Here is a 15,479-nt window from a genome sequence, read left to right as displayed (position 1 = left end):
GTTATCGCAAGGCTATCGGCAGGCCCGCGCGCGACTTGAGCGGCGTGCGGGCCGCGGGTGTCAGCGCGAGATCAGCACCACGGTGCTGCGCGGGTTGGCGAGGTAGTGATCGGCCGGTTGCAGTGGCACTTCGGCGCCCGCTTCCGCAAAGTCCTCGCCCGGGGGCAGACCGGTGTCGACAATGCGGTACCAGCGCATGCCGTCGCCCGCCGGCGGAAGTTGGACGTCCTGCAGGCGGTTGTCGGCGTTGAGGATGAAGAACAGGTAGTAGCGGCCGGCGGCCGACATGATCTCGCCCCCGTCGAGCCGATAGCACAGCGTGCGGGCTTGCGGATCGTCCCAGCGTGGCGGATTCAGATCGGTGCCGAACCAGCTGATGTCGGCCACGCCGTCGCAATTCATGTCGCGCCCGAGCAGGAACTTGCGTCGCTGCAGCACCGTGTAGCGTCGCGTCAGCCCGATCGCCTTGCGCGTGAAGTGCAGCAGATCGGCGTTGCGCTCGACGGCGCCCCAGTCGAACCAGGCGATCGGGTTGTCCTGGCAGTAGGCGTTGTTGTTGCCGTGCTGAGTGCGGCGCACTTCGTCGCCGGCCAGCAGCATCGGCGTGCCGAGCGAGAAGAACAATGCGCACAGCTGGTTGCGGATCAGTTGCCCGCGCAGTCGCTCGATCGCCGGGTCGTCACTCGGACCCTCCACACCGCAGTTACATGAGATGTTGTCGTTCGAGCCGTCGCGGTTGTCTTCAAGGTTGGCTTCGTTGTGCTTGTGCTCGTAGCTGACCAGATCGTTCAGCGTGAAACCGTCGTGGCAGGTGATGAAGTTGACGCTGTTGTAGGCCGATCGGCCGTCGTCGCCGTACAGGTCGGCCGAGCCGGTTACGCGTCGCCCCATGCTGCCGAGCTGACCGGGGTCGCCGCGCATGAAGCGGCGCATCGTGTCGCGGAAGCGGCCGTTCCATTCCGACCAGTCCACCGGGAAGTTGCCGACCTCGTAGGTGCCCAGATCCCAAGGCTCGGCGATCAGCTTCACGCGCGACAGCACCGGATCTTGCGCCACCGCATCGAAGAACGAGGCCGAGCGCTGGAAGCCGCTGCGCTCGCGCCCGAGCACCGAGGCCAGATCGAAGCGGAAGCCATCGACATGCATCACCTTCACCCAGTAGCGCAGTGAATCCATCACCATGCGGATCACTGCGGCGCTGAAGAAATCCAGCGTGTTGCCGCAGCCGGTGGTGTTGTCGTAGAAGCGCGCCGGCGCTTCCGCCGACCCCAGCAGACTGTAGTAGCTGCGGTTGTCGACGCCGCGCAGCGACAGCGTCGGCCCAAGTTCGCTGCCTTCGGCGCTGTGGTTGTAGACGACGTCCAGAATCACTTCGATGCCGGCCTCGTGCAGCGCCTTCACCATCGTCTTGAATTCCACCACTTCGCAGCCGGGGGTGTGGCGCGTGCTGTACCCGGGCTCCGGCGCGAAGAAGGCCAGGGTGTTGTAGCCCCAGTAGTTCGTCAGCCCCTTGTCGAGCAGGAAGTCCTCGGCGTGGAAGGCGTGCACCGGCAGCAGCTCCACCGCATTGATGCCGAGCGACTTGAGGTAGGGGATCTTCTCGATGAAGCCCAGATAGGTGCCGGGCGCTTTCACGCCCGAGGCCGGGTCGGCGGTGAAGCCTTTCACATGCGTTTCGTAGATAACCAGTTGCTCGAACGGGATCCCCGGCGGCCGGTCGCGACCCCAGTCGAAGTGCGGGTCGATCACCACCGCCTTGGGCATCGCGGCGCTGCTGTCGCGTGCGTCGAAGGACAGATCCTTCAGCGGCGAATGCGCGTCGTAGCCGAGCAGCACATTGTCAGTGTTCTGTGGCTTGCCGGTGATCGCCCGCGCGTAGGGGTCGAGCAGCAGCTTGTTCGGGTTGAAGCGCTGGCCGTTGGCCGGGTCGAAGGGCCCATCCACCTTGTAGCCGTAGCACTGGCCCGCCTTGATGCCGGCGACAAAGCCGTACCACACGTAGCGCTCGCGTTCGGTGAGCTCGAGTACCGCCGTGGCGGCGCCCGATGTACCATCGAACAGATGCAGGAAAACGCGTGTGGCGTTGCGCGAGTAGAGCGCGAAGTTGACGCCTTCGGGCGTCAGCGTGGCGCCCAGCGGATACCAGCGGCCGGGCGTGACCGTGGGCAGCGAACCGGCTTCGGATGTCGCAGGCATGAGGCGATCCTCGTCAAGGCAGGGCGTTCCCCGCCGCTACCTTGATCGTAGAAGGCCGGCGTGCCCCTTGCCATGCGATTCGCGTCAGCCGTGCAGTGGTGGCGCTGCCGACGCTGCCGCGGCCTGTGCGAGGCCGGCCCCGGCAACGCTGATCAGAGCTGGCCGAGCTGCTGGCGGGCGTAGTCCGCGCCGCTGCCGGCGGGGGTCAGTTCCAGGTAGGTGCCGAAAGCCTTGCGCGCGCAATCCTTGTCGCCGGATTGCGCACAAGCGTCGCCGAGGTTGCGGTAGGTGATCGCGCGGGAAGGGTCCATCTTGATCGTGTTCTCGAACCAGCGCGCCGCTTCCTTGTACTTCTGCTGCTTGAGGTAGATGAAGCCGAGGTTGTTGGCGGCCAGCGCGAAGTCGGGGCGCTGCTTGAGTGCCTCGGTGAACTGCGCCTCGGCAGCGGCGTACTGCTGTTCGCGGTACAGCTGCAGCCCGCGGTCGTTGGCGCGCTGCGCGAGCTGGCGGGCGTTGGCGGCGACCGGCTTCGGGACCGCCAGTTTGGTCTCGTTGCCCTGCAGATCCTTCACCACCACCGGCGCACTGCTTGCCGCAGCGGGGGCCGCTTCGGCGAGTTTCTGGTTCAGTGCCACGGCCTCGCGCGGCAACTGTTCGGTGCTCGGGCTGAGGAACTCGGTGCCGGATTTGAGCTGGAACACGAATTCGCCGCCCTGCGAGCCGGGCAGGCTGCCGAAGGCCGGCGTCTGCTGCGAAATGCCGGCCACCGCCGGTGCGATGTAGGCCGCCAGCTCAGTGCCGGTGATGAAGCCGTCGCCGTTCAGGTCCGCCTTGCCGCCCAGCGCTTGCAGCAGCGTCCAGGTGAACACCGAATGCCCGCCGGGGCCCCCATCGGCAACAAGCTGGTCGGCGCCGCCGGCCGTGAGCATCTGGCGCCCGATGCGGCGCGCGTTTTCCTTCAGGAAGTTGTTGTTGCCGCCGCCTCGCGTGAGCCCGAGCCCGCTGTAGCAGGCGTCCATCACGAACAGCACATGCTTGGCGGTGAGGCTCTCGGCGATGTTCTGGATCTCGGTCATCGGAATCGCGTCGGACGCCATCTGCGCCGGGTCGGAATCGACCGGGATGATGTAGCCCAGATCGCGGCCCGAGCTGAGCTTGCGCGTGGCGCCGTGGCCGGCGAAGAACACGAAGATGCGGTCGTTCTTCTTCACGCCGCCGTGCGCCAGTCGATCGTGGAAGGTGGAGAGGATCGCGTTGCGCGTTGCCTCGCCATTCTTCAGGCTGAACACCCGCTCGCTGGCGAAGCCGAATTCATCGATCAGCGTCTGGCGGATCGCGTCGGCGTCGCGCGCCGCGTACTGCAGCTTGGGCCACTTGGCGTAGTTGTCGATACCGACGACCACCGCCCAGGAATCCTCGTAGCCCGTCGTGACCGTGGTCTTCTCCTCAGCCGGCGAGGCAGGTGCGTTGGCTGCGGTGAAGCCCTTGCCATCCCAGCCGGCGAAGCGGTAGCCCTCGGCCGTGAGCTGTTCGAGGATCTTCGGCAGCGCGGTGACGGTGCGCTCGTGGATGTCGTGGAACAGGATGATGCCGCGGCCTTCCTTCGCCACGCTCTTGAGCACGCGATCCGCGATCGAGTTGGGCACCGGGTCGGCCCAGTCCAGCGAATCGATGTTCCACATGATTGAGCGCAGCTTCAGCGCCGCCAGCTCGTTCATTGCCTCGCGGCTGCTTGCGCCGTACGGGAAGCGGAAGAGGCCCGACGGCGCCGGGTCGACCGCCTTGAGCAACACGTCGGTGCGGTTGATTTCAGCCTTCAGTGGATCGCCCGATTCCTTTGAGAGTTGCGCATGGCTGTAGCTGTGGTTGGCCAGCACGTAGCCGTCGGCCTTCAGGCGCTTTGCAACGCCGGCGCGTGCGCCGAGCTGCGGCTTGCCGGCGTCCGACACCGTGCCGAGGTTGTTGCCGACCTCGAAGAACACCGCGGGGGCGTTGTATTGCTTGAGGATCGCCGCGATCTCTTCGGTGTAGGCGTTGTGCGGGCCGTCGTCGAAGGTCAGCACCAGGGTTTTGGGCGGCAGGTCGTAGCCGAACACCGGCTTTTCCTGGTCGTCGTCGCCGCCTTTTGCCGCCGGGTAGGGCACGATCTGCCCGTAGTCCTTCATGATCTGCTCGCGCGAATACAGCGTCTTCAGGTGCGCGAGGTAGTCGTCCCATTTCTCGCGTTTGAGGGCGATTGCGCGCGTCTCGAAGCGGTCGAATACCTGCCTCAATTCCTTGTCGTACTGGTGCTCGATTTCCTGCATGGCGTCGAGGTCCTCTCCGACGCGCTTGTGCAGTTTGATCGCCGGCAAGGTGGAATCCTGCTGCAGGCTCAGCTCCAGCGCCTTGAGCAGTTCGCGGTAGGCGAGGCGGTCGGCATCGAAGAGGCCCTTGCCGGATTCGATCTGCGCCAGCAGCGCTTCGAAGGTCTCGAAGCGGCGGTCGTTGCCGGTCGTTGTTAACTCGGCGATCTGTGCTTCCAGTTTTGCGCGGTCAGCGAGGTTTTCATGGAACAGTGCCTGGCCGACCTGGTTGGCGGTGGCGCGCTCCTTGTCGCTCATCGCACGTTCATCCGCCAGCAGCACGATCAGTTTGCGATAGCGCTCCAGCAACAGCTGTGCGCCGGTTAGCAGATCGACGATCGGGGATGCGCTGCTCGCAGGCGCAATGGTCGCGGCCGGTGCGCTCGTGGCGGAGGCGTTGGGCTTGCAGGCGGCAAGCAGGCCGGCGCTCAGCATGAGCGCGAGAACGAGTGTAGGGGCGAGGCGCATGGCGGCTTTGCAGAGAAAGAGTCGCCGCGGAGTGTACTGCGCCGCGACGCCATGCATTGCGCATTGCGTCGCGGGTGCCGCCAGCGCCGATTAGCGCTGCACGATCGGGATGATGCGTTTGCCGAGCGGCGCGGCGCGCGGCACCAGTTGCCGGCGGCGCTCCTGCTCGCGCCACCAGACGCGGGCGCCGAGCAACACGGCGAGAATCAGGGCATAAATCAGGGGCTCGGTGACATCGCGTTTGACCAGCCACCAGAAGTGCAAGACGCCGAGTACGCCGATCGCGTAGACCGAGCGGTGCAGTGCCTGCCAGCGCCGGCCGCCGAGCCGGCGGATCGCGAAGTTGGCCGATGTTGCGGCGAGCGGCACCAGCAGCACGAAGGCGGCGAAGCCAACGGTGATGAAGGGGCGCTTGACGATGTCCTTCGCGATCGCCGCCCAGTCAAAGAACTGGTCGAGCCACAGATACGTCGCCAGATGAAGACTGGCGTAGAAGAACACGAACAGCCCCAGCATGCGGCGCAGCCGGATCAGCCAGTGCCAGCCGGTAAGCCGGCGCAGCGGCGTGACCGCGAGCGTGGCGAGCAGCAGGCGCAGCGTCCATTCACCGCTGGCACGCGTGATCGCCTCGATCGGGTTGGCGCCAAGCTGGTCCTGCCAGAGCCCGTTCAGATACCAGCCGAGCGGCAGCTGACACAGCACGAACAGCGACAGTTTGGCGAGCGCGATCTGCGTGTTACTTGGCCCGCGCGGCGCATTGCGGGCAGCGTGCGCGGGGCGGCGCGTTGTGGTTTGCATCAGTAGAACTTCCTCAGATCCATGCCGGCGTAGAGCTTCGCGACCTGCTCGGCGTAGCCGTTGAAGGGCAGGGTCTTGCGCTTGCCAAATTCACCCAGGCGGCGTTCGTTGGCCTGGCTCCAGCGTGGGTGGTCGACCTCCGGATTCACGTTCGAATAGAAGCCGTATTCATTCGGCGCCGCCTTGTTCCAGGCGGTGCCCGGCTGCTTGTCGGTGAGGCGGATCCGCACCAGCGACTTGGCGCCCTTGAAGCCGTATTTCCACGGCACCACCAGCCGCAGCGGCGCGCCATTCTGCGCCAGCAACTCCTCACCATACAGGCCGACCGCCAGCAACGTTAGCGGGTGCATCGCCTCGTCCAGCCGCAGGCCTTCGGTGTAGGGCCAGTCCAGCACCGGCAACGCGAGGCCGGGCATGCTGGCGCGATCGGCGGCGCTGGTGAACTCGACAAACTTCGCGCTGCCGAGCGGCTCCACCAGTTTGAGCAGGCTCGCGAGCGGGAAACCGTTCCACGGGATCACCATGGACCAGCCTTCCACGCAGCGCATGCGGTAGATGCGTTCCTCGATCGGCGCGAGCTTCAGCAGATCGTCGATCGCAAAGGTGCGCGGCTTCGCGCACAGGCCTTCGACGCGGACGGTCCACGGGCGGGTCTTGAAGCGGCCGACATTGCGCGCCGGGTCGTCCTTGCTGGTGCCGAACTCGTAGTAGTTGTTGTAGCTGATCACGCTGTTCTGTGGCGTCAGCTTCTCGTCCGTGGAGAAAGGACTCTTCTGGATGCCATTCAAGGGGGCAGCGCCAAAGGCTGACGGCGCGGCGAATGCAATGCCGCCAAGGCCCATTGCGCGAACGAAGTCGCGTCGGCCGCGGTAAAGCGTTTCGCTTGTGATCTCGGACGGCGCGATCGGGTGCGCATCGTCCTGAATGCGGATGAGCATGGATGTCTCCGTGTCTCGGGTGTGGGGGCTACGGCGCTCGCTTGGCCGGTCGCTTGTTCAGGAAGACCGGGTGAAGGCGCTCGACCTTACATTCGCTCCGACTCGCGTCGTGCGATTGCGTTCAACCGGGTGCGCCGTTCTGCTGTAACTGGCGATAAACCAGCTCGGCAATCTGCATCAGGGACTCGCGCGGCAGCTTCGCGGAGAGGGCATAACCCACACCACCGTCAACCCAGTAGAACACCGACAGCTCCTGCTCCGCCGCAAAGCGGAAGGCTGTTTCTGACGATGCAGCGTTGCGCCGCACATAAAGTGTGAGTCGCTGACCTGCGTCGTTCTGGTACATGAACTGAGCGACCGCGCCACCGTCGCTACCGGGCAGCAGGCGCCCGCCCACCAGCGAGAAGCCACTTGCGCCAAGCTCAGGTACCTTCAATGGGCGGTCGAGTCGTTTGCTGAGCCACGCCACGAGATGCGCCTGCTGTTCCGCACCCACCTCCACCGGGTGCCGAACTTCCGGCACATACACCGCATGCGCGATGGCCGCGGCGCGCGGCAGGCCGGCGAGCGGGTCGCCCGCAGCCGGCGCGCTGGCCGGGCGTGGCAGGGCGTAGCCCAACACGCCACCCAGTGCAACGCAAGCCAGCGCGGCTGCGAGTTGCTGCGCCCAGCGTCGCTGCGCGGGGCGTGCGGCATCGAGCAAACGTTGCGGAATCGGTTCGTCGAGCACCGCATCGAACGCGGCATGCAGCGCGTTGCGCTGGCCGACCCAGGCGCTGGCCCGGGCGGCCAGCAGTGCGTCCTGCGCGACGATCGTCGCGATACGGGCTGAAGCCTCGGCATCGCTCTGGCGATCGACCCAAGCCTGCAGTTCGTCGTTGGAAATCGGGGGCTCTTGCTGCGTCATGTCACTTCACCCGCTTGAGTGCAGGTTGCGGGAGCGATTCGCCACCGAGCAGGCGGCGCAGTTGCTCGCGCGCGCGGAACAGGCGGCTCATCACGGTGCCGGCCGGAATGCCGAGCACCTCGGCCGCCTCGTCGTAGTGGAATTCCTCCAGCGCCACAAGCAGTAGCACCTCACGCTGTCCATCCGGCAGCAACCCGAGCGCCTGCTCCAGGTCGCGCTTGTCACCCCAGCGATCCTGCAAAGGGTTGATCGGCGCATCGGGCAGACCATCCTCCCCCTCGTCCTGTTCTACAGCAGGCCGCCTGACCTGGTTAAGCCAGATCCGGTGCATCACGGTGAACAGCCAAGCGCGCGCGTTGCCGTCCTGCCATTGGCCCGCGCGTTCGAGGGCTCGCTGCAGCGTGTCCTGCACCAGATCGTCGGCGCGCGTGCGATCGCCCGTCAGCGCCCGCGCGTAGCGGCGCAGGCGCGGAATCTCGGCAACGAGTTGGGCGTGCGAGAGCACCGGCGCGGCTTCAACTCAAGGCTTTACGACATGCCAGACGCCATTGACGCCGTCGCCGGTGCGGTCGCCGGCCTTCGCATCCTTGCTCCAAAAATACAGCGGCTTGCCCTTCCAGGCCCACTGCGGCTTGCCGTCGTCGCGCTTGATCACGCTCCAGTCGCCACCGCCCTTCGCGTCGGGCGCGGCGTACATCGGCGGCCAGTTGGTGGCGCAGGGGCCGTTGCATACGCTCTTGCCGCTGTTCGCACTGTCCTTGTCGAAGGTGTAGAGCGTCATGCCTGAATGGCTGGTCAGGATGCCGTCTCGCACGGTGGCGGGGGTCGGTGCTTTCGTGCTCGACGTGGCGCAGCCAGCGAGGAGGGCTGCAGCGAATAGGCTGATCGTGACGATGCGCATGGCGGTGTCCTTCCGTGGGTGAATACCTCACAAACACCCGGGGCGGCGGGTTTATTCCGTCGCCCCGAACTTCCTGCAAGCAGCTACCGGTCGCCCATGCCCGGGTTCAATTGCGTGTTGGCAGCGTCTGCTGCGCCACCTTGCCCACCGGCCGCCAGCCCCATTGGCGCTCCCATGCGGCGCGCACCATGTTCGGGTATTCGGGGCGACCCAGACTGCCGTTGTAACGGCCCAGTGCGCGATACAGGTCACCCTTCTCGATGTCGAGGTAGTGGCGCAGGATCGTGCAGCCGTAGCGGAGATTCGTGCGGATATGGAACAGGTTCTGATCCGGCGTGCCGATCTGGCGCACCCAGAACGGCATCACCTGCATGTAGCCACGCGCGCCGACAGGCGACACCGCGTACTTTTTGAAGCCGCTTTCAACCTGGATCAGGCCTAGCACCAACTGCGGATCGAGGCCGGCGCGCTGCGCCTCGTAATAGACTGTCTTGAGGAAGTCGACGCGTTCCTTCGGATCTGGCATGCGCTTGATCAGGCGCTGCGACATCTCGCTGATCCAGGTCACGCGTTCAACCGCGCTGGGGAAGATCGGCTCCGGCGCGGCCCGATCCGACACGGCGCCGTGCAGCGCCGCGCGCACGCTCGCCGACAGATCCTCCTCCCGCTGTGCGCCGGCAAAGGCGGCCGGGGCGAGCAGGGCGAGGATCAGTGGCAGGGCGTGCAGCGACTTCATGCGCATGCTTCTGTTTACGACCCGACGCGGGCTTTTACGAAGGCCGACAGCTCGGCGACTGCGACTTTCGTCGCTTCCGCATCGCGGCGGCCCTGGTATTCAGCCTGGCCTTCCTTGAGGCCACGGTCGGACAGCACCACGCGATGCGGCACACCGATCAGCTCCCAGTCGGCGAACATCGCGCCGGGGCGCTCGCCACGGTCGTCCAGGATCACGTCGATACCGGCGGCCGTCAGCTCGGCGTAAAGCGCATCTGCGGCCGTTTTCACTTCTTCCGCACGGTCGTAGCCAATCGGGCAGATCGCGACGGTGAAGGGTGCAATCGAGTCCGGCCAGATGATGCCGCGCGCGTCGTGGTTCTGTTCGATCGCCGCGCCCAGGATGCGGGTCACGCCGATGCCGTAGCAGCCCATCTCGAAGAACTTCGGCTTGCCGTCTTCATCGAGAAAGGTGGCGTTCATTGCCTTCGAGTACTTGGTGCCGAGGTAGAACACATGGCCGACCTCGATGCCGCGCTGGATCGCGAGCGTGCCCTTGCCGTCAGGCGAGGCGTCGCCTTCGACCACGTTGCGGATGTCGGCAACGACGTCCGGTTCCGGCAGGTCGCGACCCCAGTTCACGCCAGCGATGTGGAAGTCGACTTCGTTGGCGCCGGTGATGAAGTCGCTCATCAAGGCCACCGTGCGGTCGGCGACGATCTTGACCGGCTTCTTGAGTCCGACCGGACCGAGGTATCCCGGTTTGCAACCGAAGTGTTCGACGATTTCGGCTTCGGTCGCGAAGCGGAAGCCGTCTTTCAGGCCCTCGATCTTGCCCGCCTTTACTTCGTTCAGTTCGTGATCGCCGCGCACCAGCAGAAGCCAGACGGTGCTCTTGACGATCGCTCCGGCCTCGTCGACCTCGTCGGTCGCCAGCACCAGCGACTTCACCGTGTTGGCGAGTGAGGTGCCCAGCAGGGCGGCTACATCGGCGCAGGTGCTCTTGCCCGGCGTCGGCACCTTGTTCAGGGCCTGCGTGGGCGCAGCGCGCTCCGCCAGCAGCGGCAGGGCTTCGGCGAGTTCGATGTTGGCGGCGTAATCCGACTGCGGGCAGTAGACGATCGCATCTTCGCCGGTTTCGGCGATCACCTGGAATTCATGCGAACGATCGCCGCCAATCGCGCCGGTGTCGGCAGCCACTGCGCGGTAAGTCAGGCCCAGACGGTCGAAGATCTTGCGGTAGGCGGCGTACATGTTCTCGTAGCTCTTGCCGGCCGCTTCCACGTCGCGGTCGAAGGAGTAAGCATCCTTCATCATGAATTCGCGGCCACGCATGATGCCGAAACGCGGCCGGCGTTCATCGCGGAACTTGGTCTGGATCTGGTACAGGTTCTTCGGCAGCGCGCGGTAGCTCTTCAGCTCCTGGCGGGCGATGTCGGTCACGACTTCTTCGGAAGTCGGCTGCATCGCGAAGTCGCGCTCATGCCTGTCCTTCAAACGCAGCATCTCCGGGCCCATCTTGTCCCAGCGGCCGGTTTCCTGCCACAGCTCGGCTGGTTGTACCAGCGGCATCACCAGTTCAACCGCGCCGGCGCGGTTCATTTCCTCGCGGATGATGTGCTCGACCTTGCGGATCACTCGCAGGCCCATCGGCATGTAGTTGTAGATCCCGGCAGAGAGCTTGCGGATCAGGCCCGCACGCATCATCAGTTTGTGACTGACGATCTCGGCGTCGGCGGGGGCTTCCTTGAGGGTCGTGATGAAGAACTGGCGTGCGCGCATGTCGAATCGCTAAATCGGGGCAAACCACCATTTTACCGCAGGGGGCGTCGCTTTCCTTCGTTTGCCGCATGTGGAAGAATTCGTGGCAATTCAGCTAATTTTCAGGTGGTTCTCATGCTCGACCGGGACGGTTATCGCCCCAACGTCGGCATCATCCTGGTCAACGCGCGAAACGAGGTCTTCTGGGGAAAACGTATCCGTGAGCATTCTTGGCAGTTCCCGCAAGGCGGTATCAAGCATGGGGAATCGCCCGAGCAGGCTATGTTCCGCGAGCTCTTCGAAGAGGTGGGCTTGCGGCCGGAGCACGTGAAGATTCTTGGTCGCACGCGCAGTTGGCTGCGGTACGACGTCCCACGCCACTGGGTGAAAAGAGAGTGGCGTAATACCTATCGTGGACAGAAGCAGATCTGGTTCCTGTTGCGGCTGCTTGGCCGTGATTCGGACGTTTCTCTGCGGGCAACCGAGAAGCCGGAGTTCGACGCGTGGCGTTGGGCGGGCTATTGGGTGCCGCTGGAAGCGGTGATCGAGTTCAAGCGTCAGGTCTATCGACTTGCACTGAATGAACTCTCCGGCGTGTTGTTCCGCGGCGTGCATGCGCCCGAGCGGCCGCCGGCCTATACATTGAGTGAGGCGCATCCGAGCAATCATGATTGACGGACTGATCATCGAATTCGATCGCGCGCTTCGCACGATCTTTGCACCGGCCCGTAGCGTGCGACCGACCCCGGGCGCCGATCAGCCCGAGGCCGAGTTGTCCGAAGCGGAGCGCGCGCATGTTGCCGGCCTGATGCGGGTCAACCATGTTGGCGAGATCTGCGCACAGGCGCTTTACCAAGGGCAGGCGCTGACTTCCAGCGACCCGTCGGTTACCGAGGCGCTTCGTCAGGCGGCCGATGAGGAAACGGAACACCTCGCTTGGACTGAACAGCGGATCGGCGATATGGGCGGGCACAAAAGCCTGCTCAACCCGCTCTGGTACGCCGGCGCGCTGTCGATCGGCGTTGTCGCGGGGAGGTTTGGCGATCGCTGGAATCTGGGCTTTCTTGCCGAGACCGAGCGTCAGGTCGAAGCCCATCTGTCCGGTCATATGGAGCGGGTGCCGCACCAGGATGGACGTTCGCTCGCGATCCTCGACCAGATGCGCAAGGACGAAGCCGGGCACGCCGATACGGCTGTCGCGCTCGGCGCCGTGGAGTTGCCTGCGCCGGCCCGGCTCGCGATGAAGCTTGCTTCCAAGGTCATGACGACGGTGGCTTACCGGATCTGAGCATCCGGTTCGCAGTCGGAGTGGTTCAAAACGACAACGGCGGCCTTGGGCCGCCGTTGTCGTTCGTATTCACTCAGGACTCAGTCTTCAATAATTTCAAAGTCGTGCGTCACCTCGGCGGTCTTGCCGAGCATGATGGAGGCCGAACAGTATTTTTCGGCTGACAGGCTCACCGCTCGCTCGACAGCCTCGCGCTTGAGCGCCGCACCTCGCACGATGAAGTGATAGTGAATGCGCGTGAACACCTTCGGGTCGGTCTCGGCGCGCTCGGCCTTGAGCTGCGCCTCGCACCCGGTTACCGCGTGCCGGCCGCGTTTGAGGATTGTTACCACGTCGAAGGCGGAACAACCGCCGGCCCCGGCGAGCAATAACTCCATCGGCCGCGGCGCACGGTTCTGCCCGCCTGCGTCGGCGGCGCCTTCCATGGTTACAAAATGGCCGCTTCCGGTGCTGGCAAGAAAAGTCGCGCCATCAACCCACTTCACGCTGCATTCCATTCTTCATCCTCTTCTGATCGGGGGGCTCAAGCTACGAGCAGGGGAGGGGCGCATTCTACCGCTTGACCGAAAATGCTGCATCGCATCATTGTTTGGCGTATGTGCTGCCGGCGGGCTACTGAACGACAAGTCAGTCACTAAATTAGTTTATTAAAAATCAGTGGTTTGTGTCCGCATAAGGCAGACTTATTTCGATATAAAGAGGTTCGTTCGGCGAGGTGGTCTGGAACCTTGCAATGCACAAGCCCGGCGCCCATAATCCAAACCGTAGTGATTGATTCGGTGCCGCAACAGCGAGCCGAAGCAATCCCGGGTTTGTCTCCTCCACCCTCCTCCTTTGGTGTGGACTTGGCGCAGCTCTTCGGGCTGCGTTTTTTTTTGTGTTTTTCGATCAGTGTTTGACTTTGGAAGAAGTTGGCGCGTAGAATTGCCGGCTTTCCGCATTTGGGCCTGGAACGGGTCCTAGAAGAAATCAAGGGACATTCTCATGAGGACGTTTTCGGCCAAGCCGCACGAAGTTAAGCGTGATTGGTACGTGGTAGACGCGACCGACAAGGTTCTGGGCCGTCTTGCCTCGGAAATTGCGAGTCGCCTTCGCGGCAAGCACAAGCCCGAGTACACGCCGCACGTCGATACCGGCGACTTCATTGTCGTCGTCAATGTCGAGAAGCTGCGTGTGACCGGTACCAAGTCGCTGGACAAGAAGTACTACCGTCACTCGGGTTACCCGGGCGGCATCTACGAAACCAACTTCCAGAAGCTGCAAGACCGCTTCCCGGATCGCGTTCTGACCAAGGCCGTCAAGGGTATGCTCCCCAAGGGTCCGCTGGGCTACGCGATGCTGAAGAAGCTGAAGTGCTACGCCGGTGATACTCACCCGCACAGCGCCCAGCAGCCGAAGGCCCTCGAAATTTAACGGAGCCGAGTAATGGCGATCGCGAATCCTTACAAGTACGGCACGGGCCGCCGCAAAACTGCTGTGGCACGCGTTTTCATCAAGCCGGGTAGCGGCAACATCGTTGTGAACGGCAAGCCGGTCGACGTGTTCTTCTCCCGTGAGACGGGCCGCATGATCGTGCGCCAGCCGCTGGAAGTCACCGAGACCATCGGCAAGTTCGACATCATGGTGAACGTCGACGGTGGTGGTGAGTCGGGCCAGGCCGGTGCGGTGCGTCATGGCATCACCCGCGCACTGATCGATTACGACGAGACGCTGAAGCCTGCCCTGAAGAAGGCTGGTTTCGTGACCCGTGATGCACGTGAAGTCGAGCGTAAGAAAGTTGGTCTGCACGGCGCACGTCGTCGCAAGCAGTTCTCGAAGCGCTGATCGCCGTTTCAGTTGCTCAGTCAAAAAGCCCGCGAAAGCGGGCTTTTTGTTTTTCCGCGTACTGCAAATGCGAATTTCTGCACTTTAGTCGTTTTGAAACATTTGCTGGCTAAGCTTCTCCTGTTGCGTGTTGCGCACAAGCGTGGCGCGCGCGTCACTTGAAACTGAGGAGAAGCAGTGAAACATCAGCAGAAGATTGCACTTGCCGCCGTCGCCTTGATCAGCGGAAGTGCCATGGCAGCCGACAGCAGCGTCACGGTTTACGGCCTTGTCGACATGGGCTACGCCTATCGCACCGACAACTACGATGCAAGCAAGTCGGGCCGCAACGGTTTCGACAGTGGTATTGCCAGCGGTTCCCGCCTCGGCTTTCGTGGTGTCGAGGAGATTTCGCCGGGTCTGAAAGGCAAGTTCGTGATCGAGGCCGGCATCAACGCCGACCAGGGTTCGGCTGCGCAGGGCGGTGCTGCATGGGGCCGTCAGAGCTGGGTCGGGCTGGACGCCGGCGTGGTTGAAGCTCGCCTGGGCCGCCAGTATTCGCCCGAGTACCTGATCTATGGCGACATCGATCCGTTCTCGCACGGCCAGGTCGCCAAGGCGAGCAACATCTTCCAGCATGTGAAGACCTACGACCGCATCAACAACGGTTTCTATGTCACGACGCCGTACTTCGGCGATGTGTTCTCGGTTGATGCGATCTACTCGTTCAACCGTGGCGGTGACGAGGCGGTCGCCAATGCGGGCGACAAGCGCTTCTATGCGATCGCGCCGAAGCTGCAATTTGGCAAGATGTTCAAGGTAGTTGCCAACTATAGCCACGACTACGACAAGGCGAAGTACACCACCGACACCGTGGTTGAGCTGGGCGCCATTGTCGACTTCGGCGTGGCAAAGATCTCGGGTGCTTATGCGCAGCCGAAGCTTGAGAGCGCGCCTGTCGGCGCCGCGAAAGAGCCGAAGAAGTACAACCGCTACCTGCTCGGCGCGACCGTGCCCTTCGGCAATTTCTCGCTGCTTGCGTCCTATGCCTACTCGAAGGACAAGAACGATCTGGACGAGAAGGCGACGCAGATCGGTATCGGTGGTACCTACGCGTTCTCGAAGCGCACCGATATGTATCTTGGGTTCGCCCGCATCGATGCGGACGACAAGATCGGCGTGAAGTACGGCGTCTCGGATGGCTCCAACACCTTCAACGACTACCGCAGCGGCTTCAACCTGGGCGTCCGCCACAAGTTCTAAAGATCAGGTGCTCGAGTCCCTTTATAGAGGCGCCGTTGGCGCCTCTTTTTTGTTTTGGAGATTCCACGCCAGAAGGAAAAACGGCACCTTGCGGTGC

Annotated in this window: 15 protein-coding genes; 5 read left to right on the top strand and 10 right to left on the bottom strand. The window is 63.7% G+C overall.

Annotated elements, in window-relative coordinates; genetic code table 11:
* Window positions 1-60 precede the first annotated feature (60 nt).
* From glgX to ACE3P0_RS05270, 9 genes are all read right to left on the bottom strand, one after another.
* Window positions 61-2,196 carry a glycogen debranching protein GlgX gene (glgX, locus tag ACE3P0_RS05310; protein WP_374400600.1) on the bottom strand — a complete coding sequence of 712 codons (2,136 nt, stop codon included), beginning with the start codon at window positions 2,194-2,196 and terminating at the stop codon, window positions 61-63.
* A 152-nt stretch (window positions 2,197-2,348) separates the two neighbouring features.
* Window positions 2,349-5,009 (bottom strand): polysaccharide deacetylase family protein, encoded by a 2,661-nt coding sequence (locus tag ACE3P0_RS05305; RefSeq protein ID WP_374400598.1) that lies wholly within the window; start codon window positions 5,007-5,009, stop codon window positions 2,349-2,351.
* A gap of 90 nt (window positions 5,010-5,099) precedes the next feature.
* Window positions 5,100-5,807 (bottom strand): sulfite oxidase heme-binding subunit YedZ, encoded by a 708-nt coding sequence (locus tag ACE3P0_RS05300; RefSeq protein WP_374400596.1) that lies wholly within the window; start codon window positions 5,805-5,807, stop codon window positions 5,100-5,102.
* Entirely contained in the window at window positions 5,807-6,745 is a 939-nt protein-coding gene (msrP, locus tag ACE3P0_RS05295) for a protein-methionine-sulfoxide reductase catalytic subunit MsrP (RefSeq protein ID WP_374400594.1), read from the bottom strand. Before msrP ends, ACE3P0_RS05300 begins: the two co-directional genes overlap by 1 nt.
* 121 nt (window positions 6,746-6,866) lie before the next feature.
* Window positions 6,867-7,652, bottom strand: a complete 786-nt coding sequence (locus ACE3P0_RS05290; protein ID WP_374400592.1) for an anti-sigma factor — start codon at window positions 7,650-7,652, stop codon at window positions 6,867-6,869.
* A gap of 1 nt (window position 7,653) precedes the next feature.
* Window positions 7,654-8,157 (bottom strand): RNA polymerase sigma factor, encoded by a 504-nt coding sequence (locus tag ACE3P0_RS05285; RefSeq protein WP_374400590.1) that lies wholly within the window; start codon window positions 8,155-8,157, stop codon window positions 7,654-7,656.
* 15 nt (window positions 8,158-8,172) lie between these two features.
* Window positions 8,173-8,553, bottom strand: coding sequence for a hypothetical protein (locus ACE3P0_RS05280; RefSeq protein WP_374400588.1), 381 nt, complete (start codon window positions 8,551-8,553; stop codon window positions 8,173-8,175).
* Window positions 8,554-8,659: 106 nt separating this feature from the next.
* On the bottom strand, window positions 8,660-9,289 hold the full coding sequence (locus ACE3P0_RS05275) for a lytic transglycosylase domain-containing protein (RefSeq protein WP_374400586.1): 630 nt from the start codon (window positions 9,287-9,289) through the stop codon (window positions 8,660-8,662).
* Between the two features lie 14 nt (window positions 9,290-9,303).
* Window positions 9,304-11,049, bottom strand: a complete 1,746-nt coding sequence (locus ACE3P0_RS05270; protein ID WP_374400584.1) for a proline--tRNA ligase — start codon at window positions 11,047-11,049, stop codon at window positions 9,304-9,306.
* Window positions 11,050-11,163: 114 nt separating this feature from the next.
* Here ACE3P0_RS05270 and ACE3P0_RS05265 point away from each other — a divergent pair, with 114 nt between their 5' ends.
* Both ACE3P0_RS05265 and coq7 read left to right on the top strand, forming a co-directional pair.
* Window positions 11,164-11,703: an RNA pyrophosphohydrolase gene (locus ACE3P0_RS05265; RefSeq protein WP_374400582.1), complete on the top strand. Its 540-nt coding sequence runs from the start codon at window positions 11,164-11,166 to the stop codon at window positions 11,701-11,703.
* Window positions 11,696-12,316 (top strand): 2-polyprenyl-3-methyl-6-methoxy-1,4-benzoquinone monooxygenase, encoded by a 621-nt coding sequence (coq7, locus tag ACE3P0_RS05260; protein WP_374400581.1) that lies wholly within the window; start codon window positions 11,696-11,698, stop codon window positions 12,314-12,316. The genes ACE3P0_RS05265 and coq7 overlap by 8 nt, the downstream gene beginning before the upstream one ends.
* An 80-nt stretch (window positions 12,317-12,396) precedes the next feature.
* Here coq7 and ACE3P0_RS05255 read toward each other — a convergent pair whose 3' ends face one another.
* The gene (locus tag ACE3P0_RS05255; RefSeq protein WP_374400579.1) at window positions 12,397-12,813 is read right to left on the bottom strand and encodes an OsmC family protein; all 417 of its coding nucleotides are present in this window, start codon (window positions 12,811-12,813) and stop codon (window positions 12,397-12,399) included.
* A 487-nt stretch (window positions 12,814-13,300) separates the two neighbouring features.
* Here ACE3P0_RS05255 and rplM point away from each other — a divergent pair, with 487 nt between their 5' ends.
* The 3 genes from rplM to ACE3P0_RS05240 all read left to right on the top strand — a co-directional run bounded on the left by rplM (window position 13,301) and on the right by ACE3P0_RS05240 (window position 15,382).
* On the top strand, window positions 13,301-13,729 hold the full coding sequence (gene rplM / locus ACE3P0_RS05250) for a 50S ribosomal protein L13 (protein WP_374400577.1): 429 nt from the start codon (window positions 13,301-13,303) through the stop codon (window positions 13,727-13,729).
* A 12-nt stretch (window positions 13,730-13,741) separates the two neighbouring features.
* Window positions 13,742-14,140 carry a 30S ribosomal protein S9 gene (gene rpsI / locus ACE3P0_RS05245; protein ID WP_374400575.1) on the top strand — a complete coding sequence of 133 codons (399 nt, stop codon included), beginning with the start codon at window positions 13,742-13,744 and terminating at the stop codon, window positions 14,138-14,140.
* Between the two features lie 177 nt (window positions 14,141-14,317).
* Window positions 14,318-15,382, top strand: a complete 1,065-nt coding sequence (locus ACE3P0_RS05240; RefSeq protein WP_374400573.1) for a porin — start codon at window positions 14,318-14,320, stop codon at window positions 15,380-15,382.
* The last annotated feature ends 97 nt before the right edge of the window (window positions 15,383-15,479 follow it).

This window comes from Niveibacterium sp., from assembly GCF_041909475.1.
Classification (GTDB): domain Bacteria; phylum Pseudomonadota; class Gammaproteobacteria; order Burkholderiales; family Rhodocyclaceae; genus Niveibacterium.
This window is presented reverse-complemented; position numbering and strand designations above follow the sequence as displayed.

Excerpts from the sequence above, each read along its gene's own strand:
- ACE3P0_RS05280 (WP_374400588.1), bottom strand. The coding sequence starts at position 8,553 with ATGCGCATCGTCACGATCAGCCTATTCGCTGCAGCCCTCCTCGCTGGC.
- ACE3P0_RS05275 (WP_374400586.1), bottom strand. The coding sequence starts at position 9,289 with ATGAAGTCGCTGCACGCCCTGCCACTGATCCTCGCCCTGCTCGCCCCG.
- ACE3P0_RS05305 (WP_374400598.1), bottom strand. The coding sequence starts at position 5,009 with ATGCGCCTCGCCCCTACACTCGTTCTCGCGCTCATGCTGAGCGCCGGC.
- msrP (WP_374400594.1), bottom strand. The coding sequence starts at position 6,745 with ATGCTCATCCGCATTCAGGACGATGCGCACCCGATCGCGCCGTCCGAG.
- rplM (WP_374400577.1), top strand. The coding sequence starts at position 13,301 with ATGAGGACGTTTTCGGCCAAGCCGCACGAAGTTAAGCGTGATTGGTAC.
- ACE3P0_RS05265 (WP_374400582.1), top strand. The coding sequence starts at position 11,164 with ATGCTCGACCGGGACGGTTATCGCCCCAACGTCGGCATCATCCTGGTC.
- rpsI (WP_374400575.1), top strand. The coding sequence starts at position 13,742 with ATGGCGATCGCGAATCCTTACAAGTACGGCACGGGCCGCCGCAAAACT.
- ACE3P0_RS05270 (WP_374400584.1), bottom strand. The coding sequence starts at position 11,049 with ATGCGCGCACGCCAGTTCTTCATCACGACCCTCAAGGAAGCCCCCGCC.
- ACE3P0_RS05290 (WP_374400592.1), bottom strand. The coding sequence starts at position 7,652 with ATGACGCAGCAAGAGCCCCCGATTTCCAACGACGAACTGCAGGCTTGG.
- ACE3P0_RS05300 (WP_374400596.1), bottom strand. The coding sequence starts at position 5,807 with ATGCAAACCACAACGCGCCGCCCCGCGCACGCTGCCCGCAATGCGCCG.
- glgX (WP_374400600.1), bottom strand. The coding sequence starts at position 2,196 with ATGCCTGCGACATCCGAAGCCGGTTCGCTGCCCACGGTCACGCCCGGC.
- coq7 (WP_374400581.1), top strand. The coding sequence starts at position 11,696 with ATGATTGACGGACTGATCATCGAATTCGATCGCGCGCTTCGCACGATC.
- ACE3P0_RS05255 (WP_374400579.1), bottom strand. The coding sequence starts at position 12,813 with ATGGAATGCAGCGTGAAGTGGGTTGATGGCGCGACTTTTCTTGCCAGC.